Below are 23,211 nucleotides of genomic sequence, written 5' to 3'. Positions count from 1 at the left end.
GGGTACTTCGGAGATATTCAAACGTGACCTGTCAGGCGTTCGCCCTGCTGGGATGTGAACAGATCCCCCGGTTTCGCGCCATTTTCCTCCGCCATCGAAGATTCTTCCGCAGCGATTTCAATTGCTTGTACGATTCCTGCAAAAATCTCATCCTTTTTTTGTCCACGCCCCTCCGGCCCCGCTTTACCCTTTTGCCTATTCTCATTTTTCGAGGCGAGGCGTGGTGGAAAAGCAGGATTGGCAGGACAGGGAGACGGAACGCCATCGCGCAACACTGATGCGCCTTCTCGCCTTTATCTTCGTCTATGCCGGGCTGGCCGACGACACGCATTCCGCCGCCGCCGACACAGGCCGCGCCGGCCGCGCCGGCCGCGCTTTTGAAGCAAGCCGCGAGGCCTGGACGCTGTCGCGCCGGGCCTGCCGCAGGCTGCTTCTGCTGCTGAGGCCCGTCGAGGCCGCGACGCGCCGCCTGATCGTCGTTCTGGCGAGCGGCCTGCCCATCCTGAACCCGCGCGCCGCAGCCGCCGAACGCCCGGCGCCGGGCGCCGGCGAGGCGCCGATCCAGGTGCAACGCGTCGCCGAGCCAACCGCTCCGCCCGGCGACAGCAAAACTTCCGATGCACGTCTGCCGGTCTTCGCGCTGGCCGACCGGCCCAAGCGCTACGAGTGGTTCTTTTCGGGAAAACCGCATGGCGCGGGCTGGAAAGGTCCGTCGCCGGCCCTGCCCGGTAACGACGAACTCGACGCCGCCGGCATCTTGCGCCGCATCGCAGCGCTGGCGCGGGCGCTCGACGATTTGCCGGCACAGGCCGATCGTCTGGCGCGCTGGCGGCTCCGGCGCATGGCTGCCCGCGCTGCGGGCAAGGCCAGAGCCCTGTCGCCGCTCAGGCCCGGAATTCCGCCGGGCTCGCTGCCGCGCCGGGCTCCGAAACGGGAGCGCCGCGAAGAGCACGACCTTTTGTCCGAAACCCACGCGCTCGCCCGGGACGCTCTGGCGCGCCTCGACACGTCATGACCTGGCGCTGCCTGTCTCAAAATCCGCAATATCGAGCCAGGCCGGCGAAAAAGTCCGGGCGTGGCGACGATGGCGCGAGCGCCTTTGTTTTGCAGGGCAGACTTGACGTTACGGTCTGCGAAATCCTGTCGGCTTGCCGTAGAGATAGCCGATACGCTCGACCGCCGCATCGAGCGGCTCGCGCGAGACCAGCATGGTGTGGCCGTTGGCGTGAACCATGTTTGCGGCATCGGTCATGATCGCCACATGGCCCTTCCAGAACACCAGGTCGCCCCGCTGCAGGTTCTCGTAGGCCGGCCCGGCGTCGATCGCGACCCCGGCGGTTTCGCCCTGCTGGTCGGCGTCGCGCAGCACCGCGCGGCCCGCCATGCGCAGGGCAAGCTGCACCAGGCCGGAACAGTCGATGCCGAAGCCGCTGCTGCCGCCCCACAGATAAGGCGTGTTCAGCAGCGTTTCGGCCACCGCCACGTAATCCCCCGCGAAGACATCCTTCGCCGCCAGATGTCGTGCAACGATCGCTTCGCCCGAAGCCAGGACCGCATATTTCGTGCCGCGCGTTTCGGCATGGCCGGTCACGGTGATCCGCGATCCCATCGACAATTCACCGCTGCGAGGCAATTTCATGTCGGGACCGGGGTAGATGAAGGTCCGCGGTGCGCTGACCACATGTGTCGCGTCGGTGGCGATCGGCGCAACCGCCGTGCCGGCGACGTAACCGACATAGCCGTCGCGCTCGGCCTGCACCCAGGCCCAGCCTTCGCTCTCCTCGAAAACGCGAATGCCTTCGCCAAAAAGCAATTGCGAATCCATCTCGGCGTCCGGGCGAGGTGCCCTGCGCAGATCGGCGATGGAAGCCGCGATGCGGGCCGGGCGTCCCGGCACGAAACGCTCGGCTTCAACGCTGCCGCGCAACCGCTCGTCCGCGAGATCGGCGCGGAAGGCATGCAGCCGGCTGTCGTGAACACTCATATCGGCAATTCTCCACCTTTGGCGATGATAGCATCGCCAAAGCGCTCGACAAACAGGGCGCCTTCGACCGTGCGCTTGACCAGCACGTTGCGCTTGTCGCGCTCGTCGCGATGCCGCGAGACAAGCTTCAAGGCGCCCATCGTGTCCAGCGCCCGCGTGATCACCGGCTTCGTCACCCCCAGTTTCTCAGCAAGGCCGCGGACAGTATGAGGCGGAGGGTCGAGATAGATGATCAGGAGGATCGCCATCTGGCGCATGGTGAGATCGGGCACGTCGCTGCGCACCTCGCTCAGGGCTACCTGTTGCCAAAGCCGCAAGGCCTGGCTGGGACGCATGTGAACCGCCATGGGTCCCATGATCTCCGAAAATTGTTTCGGTTCCGTTTCATCCACTGTGGAATGGTAGAACACGGCAATCTCCTAGACGTAGCGCTTTGACAAGACCCGCTCGATGGCGCGGATCGCCTGGGCTTCGCCGCCCACGGGGCAATGCGGCCGCTCGGCGGGGCTCCAGGCAAAAATGTCGAAATGCGCCCAGGCGGATGTCTTTTCCACAAAGCGCTTCAGGAAAAGCGCCGCCGTGATCGACCCGGCAAAGCCGTCCGTGGTGACATTGTTCACGTCGGCGATCTTGGACGAGAGCTTGGCGTCATAGGGTTTCCACAGCGGCATGCGCCACAGCGGATCGGCGGTCGCCAGCGCTGCGTCGGCCAGTTCGGCGGCGAAATTGTCGTCGTCAGTGTAGAAGGGCGGCAGGTCCGGTCCGAGCGCCACCCGCGCGGCGCCGGTCAGCGTCGCCATGTCGATCAGCAATTGCGGCTGCTCGTCATCGGCCAGCGCCAGCGCATCGGCCAGCACCAGCCGGCCCTCGGCATCGGTATTGCCGATTTCAACCGTGATGCCCTTGCGGCTCTGCAGCACGTCGCCCGGCCGGAAGGCATTTGCCGAAATGGCGTTCTCAACCGCCGGGACGAGGACCCGCAGCCTCACCGGCAATTTTGCCGCCATGATCATCGAGGCAAGCCCAAGCACGTTGGCCGCGCCGCCCATGTCCTTCTTCATCAAAAGCATGCCCGATGCCGGCTTGATATCGAGGCCGCCGGTGTCGAAGCAGACGCCCTTGCCGACCAGCGTGATCCGCGGCGCATCCTTCGGCCCCCAGGCCATGTCGATCAGCCGCGGCGCCTCTGCCGATGCCCGGCCAACCGCGTGGATCATCGGGAAGTTGTTAGCGAGAAGGTCGTCGCCCTTGGTGACAGTGATTTCCGCGTTGTGAAGCTTGCCGAGCGCCCGAACCGCGGCTTCCAGCCCATCCGGCCCCAGGTCGTTGGTTGGCGTGTTGACGAGATCCCGGGTCAGGAAAACGCCTTCGGCGATGCGGTTCACACGGGCGCCGTCGGCGCCTTCCGGCAGCGTGAAACGCAGTTTCGTGCCGGGCTTCTTGCCGTAGCGCGTGAAACTGTAGCCGCCGAGCGCCAGCCCGATCGCCGCCTGGTCCGCATCACCGGGCCGGGTTGCGAAGAACCAGTCGCCCTCGGGCAATTTGCGGGCAAGCGTGCCGGTCGCCAGGGTTCCGTAGCCTTCATCGCCGGCGCCGGTACCGAGCAAGGCACCCGCAACGACGCCGTTCTCCCCCGGCACGATCAGGACCCGGTCAGCCTGCCCCTTGAAGTCGTTGGCGCTCGCCCACGCCTTTGTGGCGTCGTCGACGCCCGCGTCGTTCAGCCCATCCTTGGCAACCAGATAAACAGGCTTGGCGTTGCCGGGTTTCTTATCGGTGAATTCGACAGGCATGCGACGTCATTTCCTATGGCGACTGGGAGGTATCGAGAATCGCTTCTTAACCATCCGTTAGGGTTAACAGAATATTTCTCCGGGTGGGTAGATGGCTGCAAAAGCCGCTTGGGGAAATTGGAGACCCGGTTCCGATGTTGACCAACCGTCATGTGAACGCAACCGGAAAACGCCTGCTCACGGTATCGCTGGCACTCCTGCTCGCAGCAAGCGTTGCCGGCTGCGCGAAGGACCGCATGACCACAGGGTCGCTTTCGCGCGCGGACGGCAAGCGGATCGACCAGATGTCGAGTGGCGAACTGCACAGCGCGGCGAATTCGCTCGGCGAAGCCTACACGCGCAACCCCAACGACAAGCTGACGGCACTTCGCTACGCCAACGTGCTGCAGATGAACGGCAATTCGGACCAGGCACTCGCCGTGATGCGCAAGCTTGCGATCGCGCAACCCAAGGACCGCTCAGTGCTCGCAGCCTACGGCAAGGCACTTGCCGCGACGGGCCAGTTCGAACCGGCTCTCGACGCGGTCCGCCGCGCCCAGACACCGGAATACCCGGATTGGAAGCTGCTTTCCGCGGAGGGCGCTATCCTCGACCAGCTCAACCAGGCGCCGCAGGCCCGCGAGCTTTATCGCAAGGCCCTCGACCTGAAGCCCAACGAACCGTCGGTGCTGTCCAATCTCGGCATGTCCTATGTGCTCGAAGGCGACCTGAAGACTGCCGAGACCTACATGCGCTCGGCCGCGCAGCAGCCCGGCGCCGACAGCCGCGTGCGCCAGAATCTGGCGCTTGTCGTGGGATTGCAGGGCCGTTTCCCGGAAGCTGAACAGATTGCCAGCCAGGAACTCGCGCCCGAACAGGCGGGGGCCAACGTCGCCTATCTGCGCTCGATGCTTTCCCAGCAGAACGCATGGAACCAGCTCAAGGACGACGACAAGAAGAAGAAGAATTAACGCGCAAGCGCCAAGGACGTTTCGAATTAAGCGCCGCTCCCGCGGCGCTTTTCCATTTTCGGCTTGAGCCTGTCAGCCGTTCTTGAGCGCCAGGGCCTGCATGATGGCCGGTCCGAGAATAACCGCGAACAGCACAGGCAGGAAGAACAGGATCATCGGAACGGTGAGCTTCGGCGGCAATGCGGCAGCCTTCTTCTCGGCCTCGTTCATGCGCATTTCACGGCTTTCATCGGCCAACACGCGTAACGCCGTGGCGACCGGCGTTCCGTAGCGCTCGGCCTGGATCAACGCCTGGGTGACCGACTTGACCGTTTCCAGCCCGGTCCGGCTGGCGAGATTTTCGTAGGCTGCCTTGCGTTCCTGCAGGAAGGACAGTTCGGCATTGGTCAGCACGAATTCTTCCGCCAGTTCCGCCGACTGAGACCCGATCTCTTCGGAGACCTTGCGAAACGCCGCCTCCACCGACATGCCGGATTCCACGCAGATCAGTAAAAGGTCGAGTGCATCCGGCCAGGCCAGCTGGATCGACTTCTTCCGCTTCGTCGCGCGGTTGGTGACATAGAGAATAGGCGCGTAGAATCCCGCGTAGGCGGCAAAGATGCATACAAGCAGCTTCACGAACGACGATTGCTCGGGCAATCCTCCCAGCACAAAGAGGTAGGCTACGGCGAGTGCAAACCCCACGAACGGCAGCACCAATCGAAAGAAAAGAAACTTCGTCAGTGGATTCTGGCCACGGAAGCCCGCCGTTTTCAACTTGTTGAGCGTACCCTCGTCAACGAGCGCACGACGCAGGTCGAGCTTGTCGACGATGCTGCGCATGCCGACCGACTCCTCTTCCCGCAATCCTTTTCGGCGGCGGTCGGATTCCGCGGCCAGACGCGCGCGCTGCTTGGCGCGCAACTCGTCGCGCTCGATCGCCACCGCCTTCATACGCGCCTTCATCGGATCTCCGCTCAGGGCAGGCAGCACCGTGAAAACCGTTGCGAAGACGGCAATGGCGACAAGCATCGCTATCAGGAAAGACGGATCTATGAGCGAGTTTACAACCTGGTCGGTCATTCCGAATTCCTAAACTTCGAAGTTCATCATCTTGCGCATCACGAGGACGCCTATCAGCATCCACACCCCGGAGCAGCCGAGGATCAGGTTGCCCGTACTCGTCGTGAAGAGAGGCATGATGTAGTTCGGGCTCGACAAATAGACGAGGCACGCCACGATGAACGGCAATGCGCCGATGATTACCGCCGAAGCCTTTGCTTCCATCGACAGCGCCTGCACCCTTGCCTTCATCTTCTTACGATCACGAATGACGCGGGAAAGATTGCCGAGCGCTTCGGAAAGATTGCCGCCCGCCTGCTGCTGAATCTGGATGACGATGCCGAAGAAACTTGCCTCCGGACATGGCATTGTTTCGCCCATGCGCAGCGCGGCTTCGGGGATCGATAGACCCAGCTGCTGAGCTTCGACTATGCGGCGAAATTCCGAGCGAACCGGCTCGGCGGACTCTACAGCGATGAGGCGGATGCCATCATTCAGCGGCAAGCCTGACTTGACGGCGCGCACGATGACATCGAGCGCGTTGGGAAACTCGTTCAGAAATGCCTTTACCCGTCGCGATCGCATGAAGCTGATGATCCAGCGCGGCAAGCCGACAGTGCCGGCGATCAGTGCACCCGGAAGCACAAGCAGCGGCGCGCCACCGAAATAAGCGAGCACGGTCACCAGTATCCCGCAGATCACCGAATAAACGTAGAACCGCTCGACCGAAATCTGAAGGCCTGCCTGGCGGATCTGCATCCGGAGTGGCGGTTTCTTGATGTTGCGGTCCTTGGACTTCTGCTTCTCGTCCAGTTCCTTCAACGTGTCCTGAACGGATTTACGGCGCTTGGCGACTTCGGCAACCTTGTCCCGAGAGGACTTTATCAATGCCCGGTCGGCTTCGGATCTCTTGACTACTTCCAGCCGTTTTCCGACATTTTTTTCGTCGGCGATGGTGTTGAACAAGAATGCATAAGCGACCGCGCCGGCGCTGCCGCCTGCCAGCAGAATGAATGCCAAAATCGAATTATCGATACCGAACATGCCCGCAAACCCCTAGAGCGCGACGAATTTTTCGCCGGGTCGTCATCTCGCTCCAATTCCCGTTTCCAATGCCCAAAACGTTGTTCTACTGGACGCGTTTCTCCATCGCTTCGAGTGCAGCGGCGAGCCGCTGCTCCTCGCCGTAGTAGCGGGCACGGTCCCAGAATTGCGGACGTCCAATGCCTGTCGAAATGTGCTCGCCAATCAGTCGGCCCGAGGCGTCCTCGCCCTTGATATTGTAAAGAACGAGGTCCTGGGTGATGACCACATCGCCTTCCATGCCGATCACTTCGGTTATGTGCGTGATGCGACGCGAGCCGTCACGAAGACGGGCCGCCTGGATGATGATATCGACAGATCCGACGACAATTTCGCGAACGGTTTTCTGCGGTAGCGAATAGCCGCCCATGGCGATCATCGATTCAATGCGGTTGAGGCATTCGCGCGGCGAATTCGAGTGGATCGTGCCCATCGAGCCGTCATGGCCTGTATTCATCGCCTGCAATAGATCGAACACCTCAGGTCCGCGAACTTCGCCGACGATGATGCGCTCGGGACGCATACGCAGGCAGTTCTTGACCAGATCCCGCATCGTGACCTCGCCCTCACCTTCGAGGTTCGGCGGACGGGTTTCCAGACGCACCACGTGCGGTTGCTGCAGCTGCAGTTCCGCGGAATCCTCGCAGGTGATGACGCGTTCGTCGCGATCGATGTAGTTGGTCAGGCAGTTCAGCAAGGTGGTCTTGCCGGAGCCCGTGCCGCCGGAAATGACGATGTTGCAGCGGACGCGGCCGATGATCTTCAGTATCTCGGCACCTTCAGGGGAAATCGCGCCGAATTTGACGATCTGGTCGAGCGTGAGCTTGTCCTTCTTGAACTTTCTGATGGTGAGTGCCGTTCCATCGATTGCGAGCGGCGGCGCAATCACGTTGACACGCGAGCCGTCCGGCAGACGCGCGTCGCAGATCGGACTTGATTCGTCGACACGCCGGCCGACCTGGCTGACAATTCTCTGGCAGATGTTCAAAAGCTGCTGGTTGTCCCGGAAGCGGATTCCGGTCTGCTCGACCTTGCCGTTGACCTCGATGAAGACCTGCCTCGACCCATTCACCATGATATCGGCGATGTCGTCGCGCGCCAGCAGCGGTTCCAATGGGCCGTAGCCAAGAACGTCGTTGCAGATATCCTCGAGAAGCTCTTCCTGCTCGGCAATCGACATCGCGAAGTTCTTGATCGCGATGATGTCGTTGACGATGTCGCGGATTTCCTCCCGAGCACTTTCCGGCTCGAGCTTGGCGAGTTGCGAGAGATCGATCGTGTCGATCAGCGCGGAGAAAACCTGCGACTTGGTATCGTAGTAGGTTTCGCTGCGTTCGCGCTGCGCCGTGCGGGGCTCGGGCGCCAAAGGCGGGGATGAAACCGCCTTGCGCGGTTGAACAGGAGCCTGGGACGGTGGCGGACTTGCGGTTCGCGACAGAGTCGCTGTTTCGGCGGGCGCCGGATCGATCGGCGCCGATGGCGTCGGTGGCCGGAACTCCGGCGTACCCCGGCTTCCGCTGTCGTTGCCTCGTTTGCCAAACATGCTCGATTACCCGCCCCGGAACCGTTATTTCTTTTTCAGCTTCAGCTTGCCGAGGAGGCTTCCCAGGCCCGGCTTTTTCTTCACCTTGATCTCGCTTCGGCCCGTCAATACGTGCGCCATCTCGTTGACCATCTGCACGATGGGATGTTTGGCATCCATCTCGCCGAGCATGCGTCCATTGTTCGAGGAATTTCCGAACAGCTGGGGATCGAAAGGGATCACGGCCATCGGCTGAATTCCGAGCGGTTCTGCGAAATCGACCGCGGTGATTTCAGGGCGCTTGGGAATACCCGCCTGATTGATGACCAGTTTTGGAGGACCGTCGTTCGGCCGCAGCTTTTTGAGCATATCGACCAAATTCTTCGTATTGCGCAGATTGGCGAGTTCCGGTGTCGCGGTGATGACGATTTCATCGGCTCGCGTCAGCGTGCTCTTCGTCCAGCCGTTCCAGGCATGAGGAACGTCAAGGACCAGCAATGGCGCGCTGCGTTGTGCCGTGTCGATAAGATGGGCAAACGCATCGGCGTCAAAGTCGTAAACGCGGTCGAGTGTCGATGGCGCGGCGAGCAGTGACAGATGCTGAGCGCATTGAGCGAGCAACCGGTCGAGATAGACTTCATCGATCCGCTCGGGTGCAAAAACTGCTTCGGCTATGCCTTGCGCCGGATCCTGGTCGAAATTGATATTGGCAGTGCCGAACGGAAGGTCGAGATCTGCAACGACCACCTCGGATCCGAACAGTGTCGACATGCTCCATGCCAAATTGTGAGCGATCGTCGAGGAGCCGACGCCGCCCTTCGCTCCTATGAAAGCGATGGAGCGGCCGATCGGTTCAGCTTCGGGATCTATGAAGATGGAGGAGATGACACCGACGATGTCGGCCATCGATATCGGCGCCACGACATATTCGGAAATGCCCGACCGGATAAGTTCCCGGTAGAGCCAGACGTCATTGTAGTGGCCGATGACCACCACTTTGGTGCTTGGATCGCAATACTCGGCCAGTTGGCGGAGCGCCTCGATCAGTTCCCGCGGCTCGCGGCGCGATTCCAGAATGATCAGATTGGGCGTCGGCGCGGTCTGATAGAACTCCAGCGCGGTCACAACGCCGCCCATGTGCACCTTGAGGTGAGCCTTTGCCATGCGGCGGTCTTCGCCAGCGCGTTCGATCGGATTGGCAACGCTTTCCGTCTCGCAGAAGGCCTGTATGGAGATCCGGGGAATCGGCCGCAGGGCATTCATCGCGGCAACGTCCTGCTGCCGCGCGGCCTCGCCGTTTTCCGGATCGGTATCGTAAGCCAGGTTCGTCATGTTCATTTACCCCCCGTGAGGCGGCGGTTAGTAATCAACTTCTTGGCTCGGTACCGCCACGAACACCGGTGCATTCCGGTATTCGTCGATGACCTGTCCACGCCGTTCGGCATCGATGGTCGTCTCCTTGCGCGGACCAAGCAGATCCGCCGGATTGGCTATCTGGGCGGCAAGGTTGTTCTGATAGGAGCAGCCGAAATTGGCGTAGTGCTTGTTGTCTGCGCTGTTGTTGAGGATGTCTTCCGGCCAGCGGCCGCACTTGTCGGTCTGCGCCTTCATTGCGGTGAACGATACCCTGACCGGCGCCGACACGTCGGGCGAACCCGCCTGGTACGAGGTGATCATCACCCTGGATGCGGGAACGCCGGCCCGCTTTGCCATCCGGGCAAAATCATCGGCGGCGTAGGATGCCGCTACTTCATTTGCCGCCCCGGACGGCGTCATGATCCTGAGCACCGGCGACGCGCTCCTGTCGTAACCGGAAAGAAAGCCCTCGAGCGTCTCCCGCTGCTGCTTGGTCATGCCGCGATCGCTGGCGCTCACCGGCAGATCGAGTACTTCCTCTTTCTCGGCGATGACGATCGGGTGGTTCGTGCGGTAATCGTCGGGAACAGATCCCACCGTGATGCTGTCGCGCTTCGCGCACCCCGCCAGGAGGGCGGCCGCTACGATCGCGAGCACCGAGACGGTGCGCAAAGAGGGCTGGCGGCCAGAGCTGGAGGCTCCCGCAGCATTCTTGAAAAGGTCGAACATGCCACCACCCTCGATCATTTGTAGATGTAGCCGACCACACCGTGGTAGCGGCCGTTTGGTTTGTCAGTCTGCATGGTGCCGTAGACGCGGTTGACCCGGCCAAGGAACATTCCGGCGCCATCGCTGGCCGCGTTGAAATTGTCATCGGGCTTGGCCAGCGCATTGCGCGCCACCGGCTTGGATAGATACGGCGTCACGATGATGACGAGTTCCGTCTCGTTGCGCACGAAGTCACGGCTGCGGAAAAGCGTCCCGAGCACGGGAACCTTGGACAGGCCTGGAAGTCCGTTGACGGCCTGCCTGATGTCATCCCTGACAAGCCCGGCAATCATCATGGAGCCGCCGGACGGCAGTTCCACGGTGGTGTCGGCCAGGCGCTTGCGTATGGACAGCATGTTGGTGTTACCGATGGCGACCGAGCCCTCGGTGGTCGGTTCGGAAACGGACGTCCTGACCTTGAGGCTGATGCGTCCGGGCGAAAGCACCACAGGTTGAAACTCCAGGCCGATGCCGTACTCGAGCTTGGTCATCTCGTACGTTCTTAGACCGGTCTGGTTTTCGTCGGAGACGGCTTCCGAAACCCCGGTGATGAGGTTGAATTCGCCGCCTACCTTGAATGTCGCCTTTTCGCCCGAAACCGCCGTCAGCGTCGGCTCGGCGAGCGTCTTCATGACCCCTGACTGCTCCATCGCATTGAGGTAGGTGTCGAGCATGGAGGTGCCTATGTGCCCGCCGGAGCCTGATATCGGCTTGCCGAGGCCTGCGAACGTTTCGCTGATAGCGCTCCAGCTGATGCCGTTGCTGTCGCCCGATGCGATCATGCTGACGCCGAGCTGTTTCATGACCGAGCGGCTCACCTCGGCCACCGTCACTTTCAGTGTAACCTGATCCTCGCCGATGATTTGTATCAGGTTGATGATCGCGCTTTGCTGCCGCACCTGGTCAGGGTTGTCGATAGCGACGCCGCTGTCGCTGGAACCGCCGGCGGCGGTCTGTGAATACTGGCCGGTGGTCGCTTCGCCGCCCGTCACGAAGGCGGTTGCCAGTTGAGCGGCACGCGACGCATCGAGCGGCGTCTCGACCGTGCCGGTCAGGACGACGTTGTCGTTCAGAAGTTCGACGGTGATGTCGGAATTCGGTATGAACCGCTTCAGGTAATCTTCGAGACCGGCGACATCCCGCTCGATGGCAAGGTCGAGACTGGCCACCTGCTCGCCGTTTGGACCGAAGACGAAGATGTTGGTTTCGCCCACCTGTTTGCCGAACAGATAGATACGTCGCGCCGAGCGGGTGACGGCATCGGCTACACCGGGGTTTGCAACCAGGATGTCGTAGGCGTCGCTTGGCAGGTCGATGACCACGGATTTGTTGAGGCCGAGCTTGATGCGTTGCGCTCCCGCCGTCGTCCCGATCTGTGTGGTGCCTGCTGCGGCAGCACCATTGCCACCAACAACGGTCGTCAGTGCGAGAAAGGCCGCGGTCGCGAGTGCGGTCGTCCAGCGAAACGCACGGCGTTGTTCCCTGTCGTCTGACGTAACCGCGTCCTGGCGGGTCTTTGACATCATTTCCTTGCCCCCACTTCGGAAACTTCGCCGGATTTGATCAGCCGAACAGTGCCCCGGCGACCATTACCTGAAACCAGATAGTCGGCTTCACCGTCGGACTTCTCCTGGGCGTCGGCGATCGGGCGAAGGGCGAGTGTCAACCGGTCAGCCATTTGCTGCGCAACCGTGATGATCTCGGCCTGCTGCGGTGTAAGTTCCAACGTGGCCGTTTCGCCCACCTTGACCTTGCGACCTTCTTCGTCTTCCTGGATCGCCTGGTCGATCGCCAGGACCCGTATGTTCTTCAGTATGGTTTCGGTGATGAAACCTTCACCGCCACCCGTCGCCTGCGAGCGGCGCGTCATGATCACGTCGACATAGTCGTTGGGAAGGATGAAGCCGCCCGCGGAGGTGTCGGCCGCTATCTGGGTGGCAATAGCCCGTTTGCCGGACGGCAGAATGGACGACATGAAACTTTGGCCGTCACCAATCAGCTTCGAGCGACGAAGCGGCTCACCTTTGAACATCGCGATGCGGGCAATGGATCCCTTGAGCTTGTCCATCGCGTCAGCTTCGCCGTCGCGTGTTATGAAATTCTCGCCGACCGCGTCGGTGGGCCACTGCTGCCAGCGGATCTGGCCGTCGACCGTCGCCCCCAGCGGTACGTCGCCAGACAGGACGAGGACTTCCGTCAGAGCAAGCGCCGGTTCCGCCGCGACGACGGATGCCTCCTGCTGAGGCGTGCCTGCCATGTTCTTTGCGATGTAGCCGGCCCCGCCGGCCGCAGCCACCGCAACACTCAAGATTATCAGTCGTGACGCCGCCATCCCCGGATCCTTGCTCCGACCACCTAGCCCAGGGGGAGATTGCAGCGCCAATCGTCAAATTACGGTTAATGCAATCCTTACGATCGTGATTAATTTAAAGTTTATGCAAATACGTTCGACTTAACGATCGGCATTGCTGCCGGCTGCCGCATTAACAGAACTTGATGAGTAGGAGATCAGTCGACTGATAAGCGGCTGACGGCCCAGAGCATCATCGGAGAGTTCGGATACGCCATCAACCCGCCAATACCCAAGGCAATCCCATAGGGGACGCCCGACTTTTCATCTGCGAAGTGCCGAAGGAATATGTTTCCTCCCGTACGGGCCGACAAGGGCGACCAGCGGTACAAGAGGATGAAAAGCGTCAGCAGCCCTCCCAGGAAGGCTGAATTGATCAGGTACCCCAGGAGCTGTTGATCGAAACCCATCCAGACGGAGGTGGCGGCAAGCAATTTCGCGTCTCCGCCTCCCATGCCGCCTAGAGCAAAAAGGCCGAACGCTACCAGGAGCACGACACCGCCTGCCGCGAAATGCCAGGCATAAGTTGACCATTCCATTCCGGTGAAAGGGGCGACAACCGCAAATGTCAGCAACAAAATTGCCGAAATCCGGTTGGCGATCGTCATCGACACTATGTCGGAGAGTGCCGCGTAAACCATGCAGAACGGAAAGACGACGAAGATGAGCGCTTCAAGCATGATTTGTCCTGTAGCAATGCTGAACAACCGCATCCTAAGGCGCCACGCTTAAGCAACGGTGAAGCATTTATCGTTCTAGAAAATTGAAAAAGGCCGCCCAAACTGAGCGGCCTTTTTCGTTCCGGACTAACCGGAATCTACATCGTTAATTAGCCTCGTTTGCGGTGTCGAGCGTCGAACCAATACTCGTAAAGGTCAGGTCGAGCGCGCTACCGATCTGAGTTGCACCAGCCATGATCGCCAAGGCGATGAGGGCGGCGATGAGGCCGTATTCGATGGCGGTGGCGCCGGATTCGTCTTTCAGAAAACGTGCGAAAAGCTTAGTCATACGAGAGCTCCTTACTCCACATGTTAACAGCACTTCCGTCGACTGTTCTGCATGCGCCGATCGGATGTGGCCAATTTATGAGAGAGCTCTTTCATTCGGCTTAAGAAATAGCCTTACCGAATTCTTTCCAGAATGTTCGACGACTGTTGGTTAAGCGTATCCTAAAATGCCAATCGTTTGCGAGTTTCAGTTCTCGGTCTCCCACATGGACCGAATGGAGATTGAATCCAGCGACCGACAATTCCGTGCTTAACCGTTGGTTCACCAATATCGTTCATTTTCCCTGAACACTTTCTGCGGGGAAAAGTAGTATGCGCCTGACCCAATCTTTCAAAGTCTTCTTTCTGCATGCCGCGATTTCCGTTGCTGCATTGGCTGCGGCTACCGGCGCCCAGGCGGAGCCGGGCATCGAAGTGATCATGAACCAGGCAAGGATCGTGAAGCTCGCGCGCGCTGCGGACACGATCGTCGTGGGTAATCCGGCCATCGCCGATGCTTCGGTGCAGGATGCCAACACTATCATCCTCACGGGCAGGGGTTTTGGCGTTACCAACCTCGTCGTCCTGGACAGCGATGGAGCAGCCGTCATAGATGAACAGGTGACGGTCGTGCGGCAAACGGCCCAATCCGTGCGCATCTATAGACGCGCGGATATTCAGACATTGTCCTGCACGCCTTATTGCGAAGGCTCATACAAGAGCGATGCCGAGAGGATGTCCGAAGCCGAAATCGGCCAGTGACACGATGCTCTATATATACGGATATCTTTGGTCAGCTTTTTGGTTAGTCGCCAGTAAATCTGACGGCTAATCTTTTAGAGATCATCCAAACCGGAACGCAACAGGTTTGCGATATCGTCCTGGCCTTACTGCTCGATGTTGGCTGGGGCTGAAAATGGGCACTGAACGCAGACCCGATCGTAAGCGGCAAAACGCTGCGAGGCGACGTTTTCGTATTTTCTCGCGATTTTACCGCGACCGCGACGGCACCACCGCAATCGAGTTCAGCATGCTGGCGCTGCCGTTTCTGCTTCTGCTTTTCGCTATTCTTGAGACCTGCATTTCCTTTGCGGCTCAGCAAGTGATGGCGAATGCCGTCGATGATATCTCGCGGCAGATACGAACTGGCCAGCTCAAGGGCGACGACTTGAAGACCGACACAAAGGTACGCGACTTCATCTGTGGAAGGCTGGAGGTAATGGTCGCAAGCAATTGCCCCGGTCTGGTGATCGATCTCAGGCATGCGGACACTTTTGACGAACTGGCAGAATTCAAAATGCCTCTCAAGGGCACCAATCGTCTCGACAGGGAGATCGATGACAGTTTGGCTGATTTCGACCCGGGTAAAAATACGCAAAAGAACAGGCTGCGCGTGCTCTACCCATGGCCGATCATGACCAACCTCATGCAGAAAAGCCTGTCGACCTTGAAGGACAACAAAATACTGCTTCTCGCCACCGCCATTTGGCAAAACGAACCGTTTAACGAATGAACGGGGAGCGAACGGATATGGTTCAGGTATTGTCTAATCTGGTGAAGGCAGTGGCTATGCGGGTCCGTGTCCTGGCACACAACCGCATCGGGCGCCTTGTTCACGACCGACAAGGTGTCGCCGCGATTGAATTCGCGCTGGTCGTTCCCTTGATGCTGGCGATGTGCCTTGTCACCTGGGAACTGGCACTCGCTATCGATACCAGCAGGAAAGTTGGGCGCGCGGGAAGCACGATCGGCGATCTGATCGCCCAGCAGCCAAAGATGAGCCCAACCGAGCTCGAAGGCATTACGGAGATGGGCGGCGGGATCATTCAACCCTACAACAGATCAGATCCGACAATCGTCGTCACAGCGCTCGAAACAGTGGAGGACGCAGGGGCAATAAAAACCAACGTCGCCTGGTCGTACAAATATGGTTCCGGCACGCTGGAGGGAGACCCGACAATCATCCCCGAAAAACTCAGAACCCCTGGCAGCTTTATTATTCGCGTGGATAGCATACTGGACTATCTGCCGGTCATTTCCTGGGAGGGTGGCAAGGAAGCCGTGCTCGGCTTGAAGGCGTCTCGTCCGGTGTACTCAATGGGGGAAACCTACTACCTCCGGCCACGCGTGAGCCAAACGATCCCCTGTGACGACTGCGCCAAGTGAGGCGCGGATACTTCTCGTCCTCGTGCCTCGATCTGCGCCAGTGAGATGTCAGCTCTCATTGCAGAGTGCCGGCTTTCGAATTGCCAATCACATCGATCAATCCTATGTCTGGAGGTCTCCAAATAGCCCGACCCGGACATATGACACGCGCTTTTATTTTTGTTCTGGATTCATTCGGCATTGGCGGAGCCGCTGATGCGGCGCGTTTTGGCGACCAGGGCTCAAATACTTTCGGCCACATCGTGAAAGCGTGCAGCAGCGGTGAGGCGGACAGGGACGGCGTGCGGTCGGGTCCGCTGAAAGTGCCAAACATGATGGCCCTGGGCCTTGCAAAGGCCGCCAGCATTGCGGACGGAAACATTTCTGGAAACCTAGATGAGATCTCGGTAGCCAAATCAGCGTTCTTTGGAGCGGCGGATGAAATATCGAGTGGGAAAGATACGCCATCCGGCCATTGGGAAATCGCCGCGGTACCAGTCCGGTTCGATTGGGGCTATTTTCCGCAAACCATACCGACTTTCCCCGCATCCCTGACCTCCGCTATCGTGGAGCAGGCCGGACTGCCGGGAATTCTCGGGGACCGCCACGCCTCCGGAACGGAGGTCATTGCGGGGTTCGGGGAAGAACACATCGGGACGGGGAAGCCGATCTGCTATACGTCCGCCGATTCCGTGTTTCAGATCGCCGCGCATGAAACCCGTTTCGGCCTCGAGCGGCTTTACGAGCTCTGCAGGATCGTGCGCAAGCTGGTCGATCCGCTGAATATTGGCCGGGTCATCGCGCGGCCATTTATCGGCGAAACGGCAGCAACCTTCGAACGTACCGCCAATCGGCGTGATTTTGCCGTGCCACCGCCCGAGCCGACGCTGCTCGACCGGCTGGTCGAACGTGGAAGCCGGGTGATCGGTATCGGCAAGATCGGTGACATATTCGCCCATCGCGGGGTTTCCGAAGTGCGCAAGGCCGCTGGAAACATGGCGATGTTCGATGCCGCGCTTGGTGGTATCGACGATGCCGAAGATGGCGATCTGGTATTCGCGAATTTTGTCGATTTCGACACGCTTTTCGGCCATCGCCGGGATATTGCCGGATACGCCGCCGCACTTGAGGCCTTCGACCAGCGGCTACCGGAGGCGATTTCCAGGCTTCGCAAAGGCGACATCCTTCTGCTGACGGCAGATCACGGCTGCGATCCTTCCTGGAAAGGCACGGATCACACACGGGAGCGCGTTCCGGTCATAGGTATTGGGCCAGGCCTGCGCGGTGGAGATATCGGGGTGCGCTCTACCTTCGCCGACATCGGTGAAACGGTCGCCCAGCATCTGGTGCTTGCCCCCGGCCCCCACGGCACTTCCTTCTATCAGGCCATCGCTGCAAATGCCTGAGCTTCCCGAGGTGGAAACCGTCCGGCGCGGCCTGCAACCGGTCCTCGAGAACGCTTTTATCGAGCGCGTCGAAATGAGGCGCCCTGATCTGCGCTTTCCGTTTCCGGAGCGGTTTGCCGAGCGATTGACCGGGCGTACGGTCACGGCACTTGGCCGCCGGGCCAAATATCTGGCTGCTCATACCAATGAAGGACCTATCCTCATCTGCCACCTCGGCATGTCCGGATCCTTTCGCATCGAGAACGATAACCACTCGGATACACCGGGCGTCTTTCATCACGAGCGCTCCAAGGATGCCGCGCATGATCATGTGGTGTTCCATGTGCGCTCTTCCGGTGGAGAGGAATCTCGGGTTGTCTTCAACGATCCGAGACGCTTCGGGTTCATGCTCTTTGCGGAGAATGGAGAACTCGATCAGCACCCCATGCTTGCCAATCTCGGCGTCGAACCAACGGGAAACACGCTCGATGGCGCACTGCTGGCCGATTTGATGCGCGGCAGGAAAGCGCCGCTGAAGGCCGCGCTCCTGGACCAGACCATTATCGCCGGGCTCGGCAACATCTACGTCGCCGAAGCTCTATGGCGCGCCGGCCTGTCGCCGCGCCGCATAGCCGGAACGATCGCCGCTACGCCTGGCAAGATGTCGGAACGCAGCAACAGGCTTGCCGAGGCAATCCGCAATGTGATCGCGGATGCGATCGACGCGGGCGGCTCGTCACTCAGGGATCACATCAGGACGGACGGGTCGCTTGGCTATTTCCAGCATTCCTTCTCCGTCTACGACCGCGAAGGCCAACCTTGCCTCAAGCCGGGCTGCGGTGGGACGATCCACCGCTTCGTGCAAAGCGGCCGTTCCACTTTTCATTGCCCGACCTGCCAGCACTAGGCTAAGCGACTGGCATCCAGTTTGCCCGGAGATTTGCCATGACTTATGAAACGATCATCGTTGAAACGCGCGGTAAGGTCGGCCTGATTACATTGAACAGGCCCAAAGCACTCAACGCCCTCAATTCACAGGTGCTTGGAGAAGTTGTCGGCGCGCTGCAGGCGTTCGACGCCAACACGGAAGTCGGCGCAATCGTCATAACCGGCTCTGAGAAGGCGTTTGCAGCAGGCGCCGACATTAGAGAGATGCAAGCCAAGAGCTATATCGAAGCCTATCTGGAGGATTTTTTCGCGGGCTGGGAAGGTCTCACCCGGACCCGCAAACCAATCATCGCTGCAGTTGCAGGCTATGCGCTCGGCGGCGGTTGCGAACTGGCGATGATGTGCGATTTCATCATTGCAGGCGAAAACGCGAAATTCGGTCAACCCGAGATCACGCTGGGCGTCATGCCGGGCATGGGTGGCTCGCAGCGGTTGACGCGCTTTGTCGGCAAGTCGAAGGCGATGGACATGTGTCTGACCGGACGCATGATGGATGCGGCGGAAGCCGAACGTTCTGGCCTCGTCTCCCGGGTGGTTCCGACGGCCGATATCGTCGACGAGGCGCTCAAGGCGGCATCCAAGATCGCGGACTTCTCGCTACCGTCCGTCATGATGACGAAGGAAGCCGTCAACCGCTCCTACGAGACGACGCTGGCGGAAGGCCTGCGCTTCGAACGCCGCGTCTTCCACTCGATGTTCGCGCTGGAAGACCAGAAAGAAGGCATGACGGCATTCACCGAAAAACGCGCAGCGAAATTCGAGAACCGATGATCCGTGGCAGGCCGAAAAAGAAGATGAGGCGGCGTTGACGCCCCGCAAAAGCTACACTATAAGCCGCCTCAACTGAGGTGGCCCTCCGGCTGCCCATTTGTTTTTTTGTGCTTTGCGGCTAATCGCAGCACAGTTCTAATATAGACAGATAGAGAGGCACCATGGCCAACACCTCTTCGGCCAAAAAGGCAACGCGCAAGATCGCCCGCCGTGCGGCGACTAACAAGACCCGCCGCTCGCGCGTGCGCACCTATGTCCGCAAAGTCGAGGAGGCTCTTGCAGCCGGTGACAAGTCTGCAGCCGAGGCTGCCTTCCTGGCCGCTCAGCCTGAATTGATGCGCGCGGCCACCAAGGGCGTCATCCACAAGAACACAGCCTCGCGCAAGGTTTCTCGCCTCGCGCAACGGCTGAAGACGCTGAGCGTCTAAACGTCCTTTTTGCATTTTCCATTTCAGGAACCCGGCCTAACCCGCCGGGTTTTTTCGTTTGCCGGACAACACTTACAAAACTGACCCAACGGCAGCCGGTCCGGGCGGAAAAATCCTTTGCCGGCACATGCGCGATTTCTGATATTTGAGGCCGTCACACAGGATCGTCGTCCAAATGACGCTTGGCACTATTTATTCAATATCTTCAGGCGCTTACACGTGGTTATCCACATGTTGTTCATGTCATCCACCGGCCGTGTAGAGTGCGGATGTGTCAAGCACTTTTTTTAAATTTATTTCGCCGCCAGCGGCCTGAAAAATTGCACCGCGAAAAGGTTTTGAATCAAAACGGTTTATTGGATTTCTACCCAAGATCGATCCGTCTAGGCCTAAGCAGATTCGTTAAAAATCCGTTAGCCGTGGCCTTGCCCTTTCCACAACGTTTTTTGTAGTGTTCAAGCATCGAGAGGGACGGGCCGACGGCCTGAAGACCTAGCTAAAAATGGCTGAATTTGCAGCGCGGATCAATTCCGCGGGTGGCTATGTTTTGCTCTTTCGATGCGACTGAGTGATGCGGTTATCTGGATCGGAGTTCGACACATCGCTCCGGCGTTCTCGCCGGAGCGTGGGTAAATCTTTGTCCTGAGACACCCATTGCGAGAGGGGAGTTCCCGGCTCAAGCCAAATATGGCGTTCGGGAATGAGAGGCTAACAGCTGCCGGCAAGTGTCTTTCCGGCGGCAAGGAAATGTTGCCGATCGGCTGCCTGGCGGAGGGCAGAAGCGGCGGCTTAAAACAAAGGACAGGGACGAAATCATGCAGAGTGCAATCGAAAGGGAAGCGGGGGTCAACTTTCCTTTTCACAACATTGTCGAGGGACAGGGCATGGCGGCTACCATCTCGGGGGGCGAAGACAAGACTTTTGAACGCGTAAAGGCACAATTGAAGGCACGGCTGGGCAGCGATGTCTATTCCAGCTGGTTTGGCCGGATGAAATTGACGGAGGCGTCTAAAGGGGTAGCGCGCATCTCCGTTCCGACCGCATTCCTGCGGTCGTGGATCAATGGTCACTATCTGGATCTGATCAATGAGCTCTGGAGACAGGAAGAACCGGACATCCTGAAGATAGAGATCATCGTCCGCAGCGCGACCCGGCACGGGCGCGCCGTTCCGGAGTTGGAGCAGCCGCTCGTGCGCAAGGCACCACGACCTGTGCAGACTGCTCTCGGGTCTGGGACACTCACCGCCCAACGTCCTGATCGGGCCAACGTCCAACGAAACAGCGCGGTGCTGGAGACCGATTCCCGTCAGCCGGTGCTCGGTTCGCCTTTGGACGCACGCTATACATTCCAGTCCTTCATTGATGGACCCTCGAACCGGGTGGCGTTCGCGGCGGCCAAGGCGGTTGCCGAATCCCAGTCGAATGCCGTTCGTTTCAATCCGCTTTTCCTGCATGCCACGGTCGGGCTCGGCAAGACCCATCTCCTGCAGGCCATCGCCGCTGAATCGCTCAAGCAGAATCCGCAGTCGCGGGTGGTCTACCTCACTGCCGAGTATTTCATGTGGCGCTTCGCCACCGCCATACGCGACAACAACGCATTGACCCTCAAGGAGCAGTTGCGCGACATCGATCTGCTGATCATCGACGATATGCAGTTCCTGCAGGGCAAGTCGATCCAGCACGAGTTCTGCCATCTGATCAACATGCTGCTGGACAGTGCAAAGCAGGTCGTGGTTGCCGCCGACAGGCCGCCTGCGGAACTGGAATCGCTGGAACCGCGCGTGCGCTCGCGGCTGAATGGCGGCGTGGCACTGGAAATGTCGGCGCCTGATTTCGGCATGCGCCTGGGCATGCTGAAGCTTCGGCTGGCGAGTGCCAAGACCGAAGATCAGTCGCTCAACATCCCCGACGAAATTCTCAATCATGTGGCGAAGACTGTTACCGGCAGCGGCCGCGAACTCGAAGGGGCGTTCAACCAGTTGCTGTTCAGGCACTCCTTCGAGCCGCAAATCACCATCGACCGCATCGACGAGATCTTGGGGCACATCTATCGCTCGGGCGAGCCGAAGCGCGTGCGCATCGAGGACATCCAGCGCATTGTCGCCCGGCACTACAATGTCTCGAAGACCGAACTCCTGTCCAACCGGAGGACCCGAACGATCGTCAAGCCGAGACAGGTCGCAATGTATCTTTCGAAGGTGATGACGCCGCGATCGCTTCCGGAGATTGGACGTCGTTTCGGCGGTCGCGACCACACGACGGTGCTGCACGCGGTACGCAAGATCGAGGACCTTTCGGGATCGGACAACACACTTGCGCAAGAACTCGAACTGCTCAGAAGACTGATCTCCGATCAGGCCTGAAAACTGCTTCTAAACGGGGATGCGGCGAACCTCCCGCCTGCAATGCAGGCATTATCCCCAGAAAGCCCGCGGAAGCGCCTATGAAGCCTTCCGCGGGCTTGCCTTTGCAGGCGTTTTCCTGTCAGTTTGCTTCGATTCTGACCCTTTTGCGGTCCTTCGCGACACAGCAGCTCGCGGATTGCCGCTCCTTCATTGAAGCGAGATAAACTCGACATGCGTGTAGTCATCGAACGCTCCAATCTTCTGAAGTCGCTGAACCATGTGCATCGTGTTGTCGAGCGCCGGAATACCATTCCCATTCTGTCCAACGTGCTGCTGTCGGCTACGGGCGCGAGCCTCGAGATGAAGGCCACCGATCTGGACCTGGAAGTTACGGAAGCAACCGCTGCAAAGGTCGAACAGGCCGGTGCCACCACCGTTCCGGCGCACCTTCTCTATGACATCGTCCGCAAGTTGCCGGATGGCGCCGAAGTCATGCTGAAGATGGACGAGGAAGGCCATGCCATGTCGGTGATTTCCGGCCGGTCGAGCTTCCGCCTGCAATGCCTGCCGCAGTCGGACTTCCCGGAACTGACGGCAGGATCGTTCTCGCATATTTTCCGCGTGGAATCGGCGGCGATAAAGGGCCTGATCGAAAAGACCCAATTCGCCATCTCGACGGAAGAGACCCGCTACTATCTGAACGGCATCTACCTGCACGCACATGAAACGAACGGAAAGCTGAAGCTGCGTTCGGTGGCGACCGATGGCCACAGATTGGCGCGCGCCGAAGTCGATGCGCCTGCCGGTTCTGAAGGAATGCCCGGCATCATCATCCCGCGCAAGACGGTCAGCGAATTGCAGAAGCTTGTCGACGATCCGGATGTCGCCGTGACCATCGAATTATCGGACACCAAGATCCGTTTCACCATCGGCAGCGTTGTCCTGACCTCGAAGCTGATCGACGGCACGTTTCCGGACTATCAGCGGGTCATTCCTACCGGCAACGACAAGAAGCTCGTCATCGACAGGCAGAGTTTCGCCGCCGCGGTCGACCGCGTTTCCACGATCTCTTCAGAGCGCGGACGCGCCGTGAAACTGTCGATTGCCGAAGGCCAGGTGACGCTTGCTGTCAACAATCCGGATTCCGGCAGTGCAACCGAGGAACTCGCGGCCGCCTATTCCTCCGATCCGATCGAAATCGGCTTCAACGCCAAGTACCTGCTGGACGTCGCCGCTCAACTCTCCGGCAGCGAGGCCGAATTCATGCTGGCGGATGCCGGATCACCGACCCTGATCCATGACACTGCCGACGAACACGCGCTTTATGTGCTCATGCCGATGCGTGTCTAGAAGATA

At 59.7% G+C, this 23,211-nt stretch carries 23 protein-coding genes; 11 read left to right on the top strand and 12 right to left on the bottom strand.

Annotated elements, in window-relative coordinates; genetic code table 11:
• The first annotated feature begins 223 nt into the window (after positions 1 to 223).
• On the top strand, positions 224 to 1,015 hold the full coding sequence (locus tag OHD58_RS07970; RefSeq protein WP_263802566.1) for a hypothetical protein: 792 nt from the start codon (positions 224 to 226) through the stop codon (positions 1,013 to 1,015).
• A gap of 108 nt (positions 1,016 to 1,123) precedes the next feature.
• On the opposite strand, the gene OHD58_RS07965 is transcribed toward OHD58_RS07970, so the two are convergent.
• The 3 genes from OHD58_RS07965 to OHD58_RS07955 form a co-directional block, all read right to left on the bottom strand.
• Positions 1,124 to 1,984, bottom strand: coding sequence for a C40 family peptidase (locus OHD58_RS07965; protein ID WP_263802565.1), 861 nt, complete (start codon positions 1,982 to 1,984; stop codon positions 1,124 to 1,126).
• Positions 1,981 to 2,331, bottom strand: a complete 351-nt coding sequence (locus tag OHD58_RS07960; protein ID WP_263802754.1) for a MarR family transcriptional regulator — start codon at positions 2,329 to 2,331, stop codon at positions 1,981 to 1,983. Before OHD58_RS07960 ends, OHD58_RS07965 begins: the two co-directional genes overlap by 4 nt.
• 72 nt (positions 2,332 to 2,403) lie before the next feature.
• The gene (locus tag OHD58_RS07955) at positions 2,404 to 3,777 is read right to left on the bottom strand and encodes a leucyl aminopeptidase family protein (RefSeq protein ID WP_263802563.1); all 1,374 of its coding nucleotides are present in this window, start codon (positions 3,775 to 3,777) and stop codon (positions 2,404 to 2,406) included.
• A 134-nt stretch (positions 3,778 to 3,911) separates the two neighbouring features.
• On the opposite strand from OHD58_RS07955, the gene OHD58_RS07950 reads away from it, so the two are divergent.
• A complete protein-coding gene (locus tag OHD58_RS07950; protein ID WP_263802562.1) occupies positions 3,912 to 4,727 on the top strand; it encodes a tetratricopeptide repeat protein in 816 nt (271 codons plus the stop codon).
• Positions 4,728 to 4,799: 72 nt separating this feature from the next.
• Here the strand turns inward: OHD58_RS07950 and OHD58_RS07945 are convergent, their stop codons facing one another.
• From OHD58_RS07945 to OHD58_RS07905, 9 genes are all read right to left on the bottom strand, one after another.
• Positions 4,800 to 5,789 (bottom strand): type II secretion system F family protein, encoded by a 990-nt coding sequence (locus OHD58_RS07945; RefSeq protein WP_263802560.1) that lies wholly within the window; start codon positions 5,787 to 5,789, stop codon positions 4,800 to 4,802.
• A 9-nt stretch (positions 5,790 to 5,798) separates the two neighbouring features.
• Complete coding sequence (locus tag OHD58_RS07940) at positions 5,799 to 6,812, bottom strand: type II secretion system F family protein (protein ID WP_263802559.1); 1,014 nt, start codon at positions 6,810 to 6,812, stop codon at positions 5,799 to 5,801.
• Positions 6,813 to 6,897: 85 nt separating this feature from the next.
• Positions 6,898 to 8,394: an ATPase, T2SS/T4P/T4SS family gene (locus tag OHD58_RS07935; protein WP_263802558.1), complete on the bottom strand. Its 1,497-nt coding sequence runs from the start codon at positions 8,392 to 8,394 to the stop codon at positions 6,898 to 6,900.
• Between the two features lie 24 nt (positions 8,395 to 8,418).
• A complete protein-coding gene (locus OHD58_RS07930; RefSeq protein ID WP_263802752.1) occupies positions 8,419 to 9,705 on the bottom strand; it encodes an AAA family ATPase in 1,287 nt (428 codons plus the stop codon).
• A 27-nt stretch (positions 9,706 to 9,732) separates the two neighbouring features.
• Positions 9,733 to 10,458 carry a CpaD family pilus assembly protein gene (locus tag OHD58_RS07925; RefSeq protein WP_263802556.1) on the bottom strand — a complete coding sequence of 242 codons (726 nt, stop codon included), beginning with the start codon at positions 10,456 to 10,458 and terminating at the stop codon, positions 9,733 to 9,735.
• A gap of 14 nt (positions 10,459 to 10,472) precedes the next feature.
• Complete coding sequence (locus OHD58_RS07920; RefSeq protein WP_263802555.1) at positions 10,473 to 12,020, bottom strand: type II and III secretion system protein family protein; 1,548 nt, start codon at positions 12,018 to 12,020, stop codon at positions 10,473 to 10,475.
• The gene (gene cpaB, locus OHD58_RS07915) at positions 12,020 to 12,829 is read right to left on the bottom strand and encodes a Flp pilus assembly protein CpaB (RefSeq protein WP_263802554.1); all 810 of its coding nucleotides are present in this window, start codon (positions 12,827 to 12,829) and stop codon (positions 12,020 to 12,022) included. Before cpaB ends, OHD58_RS07920 begins: the two co-directional genes overlap by 1 nt.
• A 176-nt stretch (positions 12,830 to 13,005) precedes the next feature.
• Positions 13,006 to 13,527 carry a prepilin peptidase gene (locus OHD58_RS07910; RefSeq protein WP_263802553.1) on the bottom strand — a complete coding sequence of 174 codons (522 nt, stop codon included), beginning with the start codon at positions 13,525 to 13,527 and terminating at the stop codon, positions 13,006 to 13,008.
• Positions 13,528 to 13,672: 145 nt separating this feature from the next.
• A complete protein-coding gene (locus OHD58_RS07905) occupies positions 13,673 to 13,855 on the bottom strand; it encodes a Flp family type IVb pilin (RefSeq protein ID WP_263802552.1) in 183 nt (60 codons plus the stop codon).
• A 311-nt stretch (positions 13,856 to 14,166) separates the two neighbouring features.
• On the opposite strand from OHD58_RS07905, the gene OHD58_RS07900 reads away from it, so the two are divergent.
• The 9 genes from OHD58_RS07900 to dnaN all read left to right on the top strand — a co-directional run bounded on the left by OHD58_RS07900 (position 14,167) and on the right by dnaN (position 23,205).
• Entirely contained in the window at positions 14,167 to 14,595 is a 429-nt protein-coding gene (locus OHD58_RS07900) for a pilus assembly protein N-terminal domain-containing protein (RefSeq protein ID WP_263802551.1), read from the top strand.
• Positions 14,596 to 14,749: 154 nt separating this feature from the next.
• Positions 14,750 to 15,346: a TadE/TadG family type IV pilus assembly protein gene (locus tag OHD58_RS07895; RefSeq protein WP_263802549.1), complete on the top strand. Its 597-nt coding sequence runs from the start codon at positions 14,750 to 14,752 to the stop codon at positions 15,344 to 15,346.
• A 17-nt stretch (positions 15,347 to 15,363) separates the two neighbouring features.
• Positions 15,364 to 15,999 carry a TadE/TadG family type IV pilus assembly protein gene (locus OHD58_RS07890; protein ID WP_263802548.1) on the top strand — a complete coding sequence of 212 codons (636 nt, stop codon included), beginning with the start codon at positions 15,364 to 15,366 and terminating at the stop codon, positions 15,997 to 15,999.
• A gap of 140 nt (positions 16,000 to 16,139) precedes the next feature.
• Positions 16,140 to 17,384 (top strand): phosphopentomutase, encoded by a 1,245-nt coding sequence (locus OHD58_RS07885; protein WP_263802751.1) that lies wholly within the window; start codon positions 16,140 to 16,142, stop codon positions 17,382 to 17,384.
• Positions 17,377 to 18,270, top strand: a complete 894-nt coding sequence (gene mutM / locus OHD58_RS07880) for a bifunctional DNA-formamidopyrimidine glycosylase/DNA-(apurinic or apyrimidinic site) lyase (RefSeq protein WP_263802547.1) — start codon at positions 17,377 to 17,379, stop codon at positions 18,268 to 18,270. The genes OHD58_RS07885 and mutM overlap by 8 nt, the downstream gene beginning before the upstream one ends.
• 38 nt (positions 18,271 to 18,308) lie before the next feature.
• The gene (locus OHD58_RS07875; RefSeq protein ID WP_263802546.1) at positions 18,309 to 19,082 is read left to right on the top strand and encodes an enoyl-CoA hydratase; all 774 of its coding nucleotides are present in this window, start codon (positions 18,309 to 18,311) and stop codon (positions 19,080 to 19,082) included.
• A 161-nt stretch (positions 19,083 to 19,243) separates the two neighbouring features.
• Positions 19,244 to 19,510, top strand: a complete 267-nt coding sequence (rpsT, locus tag OHD58_RS07870) for a 30S ribosomal protein S20 (protein WP_263802545.1) — start codon at positions 19,244 to 19,246, stop codon at positions 19,508 to 19,510.
• A gap of 815 nt (positions 19,511 to 20,325) precedes the next feature.
• On the top strand, positions 20,326 to 21,873 hold the full coding sequence (gene dnaA, locus OHD58_RS07865; protein WP_263802544.1) for a chromosomal replication initiator protein DnaA: 1,548 nt from the start codon (positions 20,326 to 20,328) through the stop codon (positions 21,871 to 21,873).
• Between the two features lie 213 nt (positions 21,874 to 22,086).
• Positions 22,087 to 23,205 (top strand): DNA polymerase III subunit beta, encoded by a 1,119-nt coding sequence (gene dnaN, locus OHD58_RS07860; RefSeq protein WP_263802543.1) that lies wholly within the window; start codon positions 22,087 to 22,089, stop codon positions 23,203 to 23,205.
• Positions 23,206 to 23,211 lie beyond the last annotated feature (6 nt).

This window comes from Mesorhizobium sp. ZC-5 (assembly GCF_025753855.1).
Classification (GTDB): Bacteria; Pseudomonadota; Alphaproteobacteria; order Rhizobiales; family Rhizobiaceae; genus Neomesorhizobium.
This window is presented reverse-complemented; position numbering and strand designations above follow the sequence as displayed.

Excerpts from the sequence above, each read along its gene's own strand:
- mutM (WP_263802547.1), top strand. The coding sequence starts at position 17,377 with ATGCCTGAGCTTCCCGAGGTGGAAACCGTCCGGCGCGGCCTGCAACCG.
- OHD58_RS07930 (WP_263802752.1), bottom strand. The coding sequence starts at position 9,705 with ATGACGAACCTGGCTTACGATACCGATCCGGAAAACGGCGAGGCCGCG.
- OHD58_RS07950 (WP_263802562.1), top strand. The coding sequence starts at position 3,912 with ATGTTGACCAACCGTCATGTGAACGCAACCGGAAAACGCCTGCTCACG.
- OHD58_RS07895 (WP_263802549.1), top strand. The coding sequence starts at position 14,750 with ATGGGCACTGAACGCAGACCCGATCGTAAGCGGCAAAACGCTGCGAGG.
- OHD58_RS07955 (WP_263802563.1), bottom strand. The coding sequence starts at position 3,777 with ATGCCTGTCGAATTCACCGATAAGAAACCCGGCAACGCCAAGCCTGTT.
- OHD58_RS07935 (WP_263802558.1), bottom strand. The coding sequence starts at position 8,394 with ATGTTTGGCAAACGAGGCAACGACAGCGGAAGCCGGGGTACGCCGGAG.
- OHD58_RS07945 (WP_263802560.1), bottom strand. The coding sequence starts at position 5,789 with ATGACCGACCAGGTTGTAAACTCGCTCATAGATCCGTCTTTCCTGATA.
- OHD58_RS07885 (WP_263802751.1), top strand. The coding sequence starts at position 16,140 with ATGACACGCGCTTTTATTTTTGTTCTGGATTCATTCGGCATTGGCGGA.
- OHD58_RS07910 (WP_263802553.1), bottom strand. The coding sequence starts at position 13,527 with ATGCTTGAAGCGCTCATCTTCGTCGTCTTTCCGTTCTGCATGGTTTAC.
- OHD58_RS07940 (WP_263802559.1), bottom strand. The coding sequence starts at position 6,812 with ATGTTCGGTATCGATAATTCGATTTTGGCATTCATTCTGCTGGCAGGC.
- OHD58_RS07920 (WP_263802555.1), bottom strand. The coding sequence starts at position 12,020 with ATGTCAAAGACCCGCCAGGACGCGGTTACGTCAGACGACAGGGAACAA.
- OHD58_RS07925 (WP_263802556.1), bottom strand. The coding sequence starts at position 10,458 with ATGTTCGACCTTTTCAAGAATGCTGCGGGAGCCTCCAGCTCTGGCCGC.
- dnaA (WP_263802544.1), top strand. The coding sequence starts at position 20,326 with ATGCAGAGTGCAATCGAAAGGGAAGCGGGGGTCAACTTTCCTTTTCAC.
- cpaB (WP_263802554.1), bottom strand. The coding sequence starts at position 12,829 with ATGGCGGCGTCACGACTGATAATCTTGAGTGTTGCGGTGGCTGCGGCC.
- OHD58_RS07890 (WP_263802548.1), top strand. The coding sequence starts at position 15,364 with ATGGTTCAGGTATTGTCTAATCTGGTGAAGGCAGTGGCTATGCGGGTC.
- OHD58_RS07960 (WP_263802754.1), bottom strand. The coding sequence starts at position 2,331 with ATGGCGGTTCACATGCGTCCCAGCCAGGCCTTGCGGCTTTGGCAACAG.
- OHD58_RS07965 (WP_263802565.1), bottom strand. The coding sequence starts at position 1,984 with ATGAGTGTTCACGACAGCCGGCTGCATGCCTTCCGCGCCGATCTCGCG.
- OHD58_RS07905 (WP_263802552.1), bottom strand. The coding sequence starts at position 13,855 with ATGACTAAGCTTTTCGCACGTTTTCTGAAAGACGAATCCGGCGCCACC.
- rpsT (WP_263802545.1), top strand. The coding sequence starts at position 19,244 with ATGGCCAACACCTCTTCGGCCAAAAAGGCAACGCGCAAGATCGCCCGC.
- dnaN (WP_263802543.1), top strand. The coding sequence starts at position 22,087 with ATGCGTGTAGTCATCGAACGCTCCAATCTTCTGAAGTCGCTGAACCAT.
- OHD58_RS07900 (WP_263802551.1), top strand. The coding sequence starts at position 14,167 with ATGCGCCTGACCCAATCTTTCAAAGTCTTCTTTCTGCATGCCGCGATT.
- OHD58_RS07875 (WP_263802546.1), top strand. The coding sequence starts at position 18,309 with ATGACTTATGAAACGATCATCGTTGAAACGCGCGGTAAGGTCGGCCTG.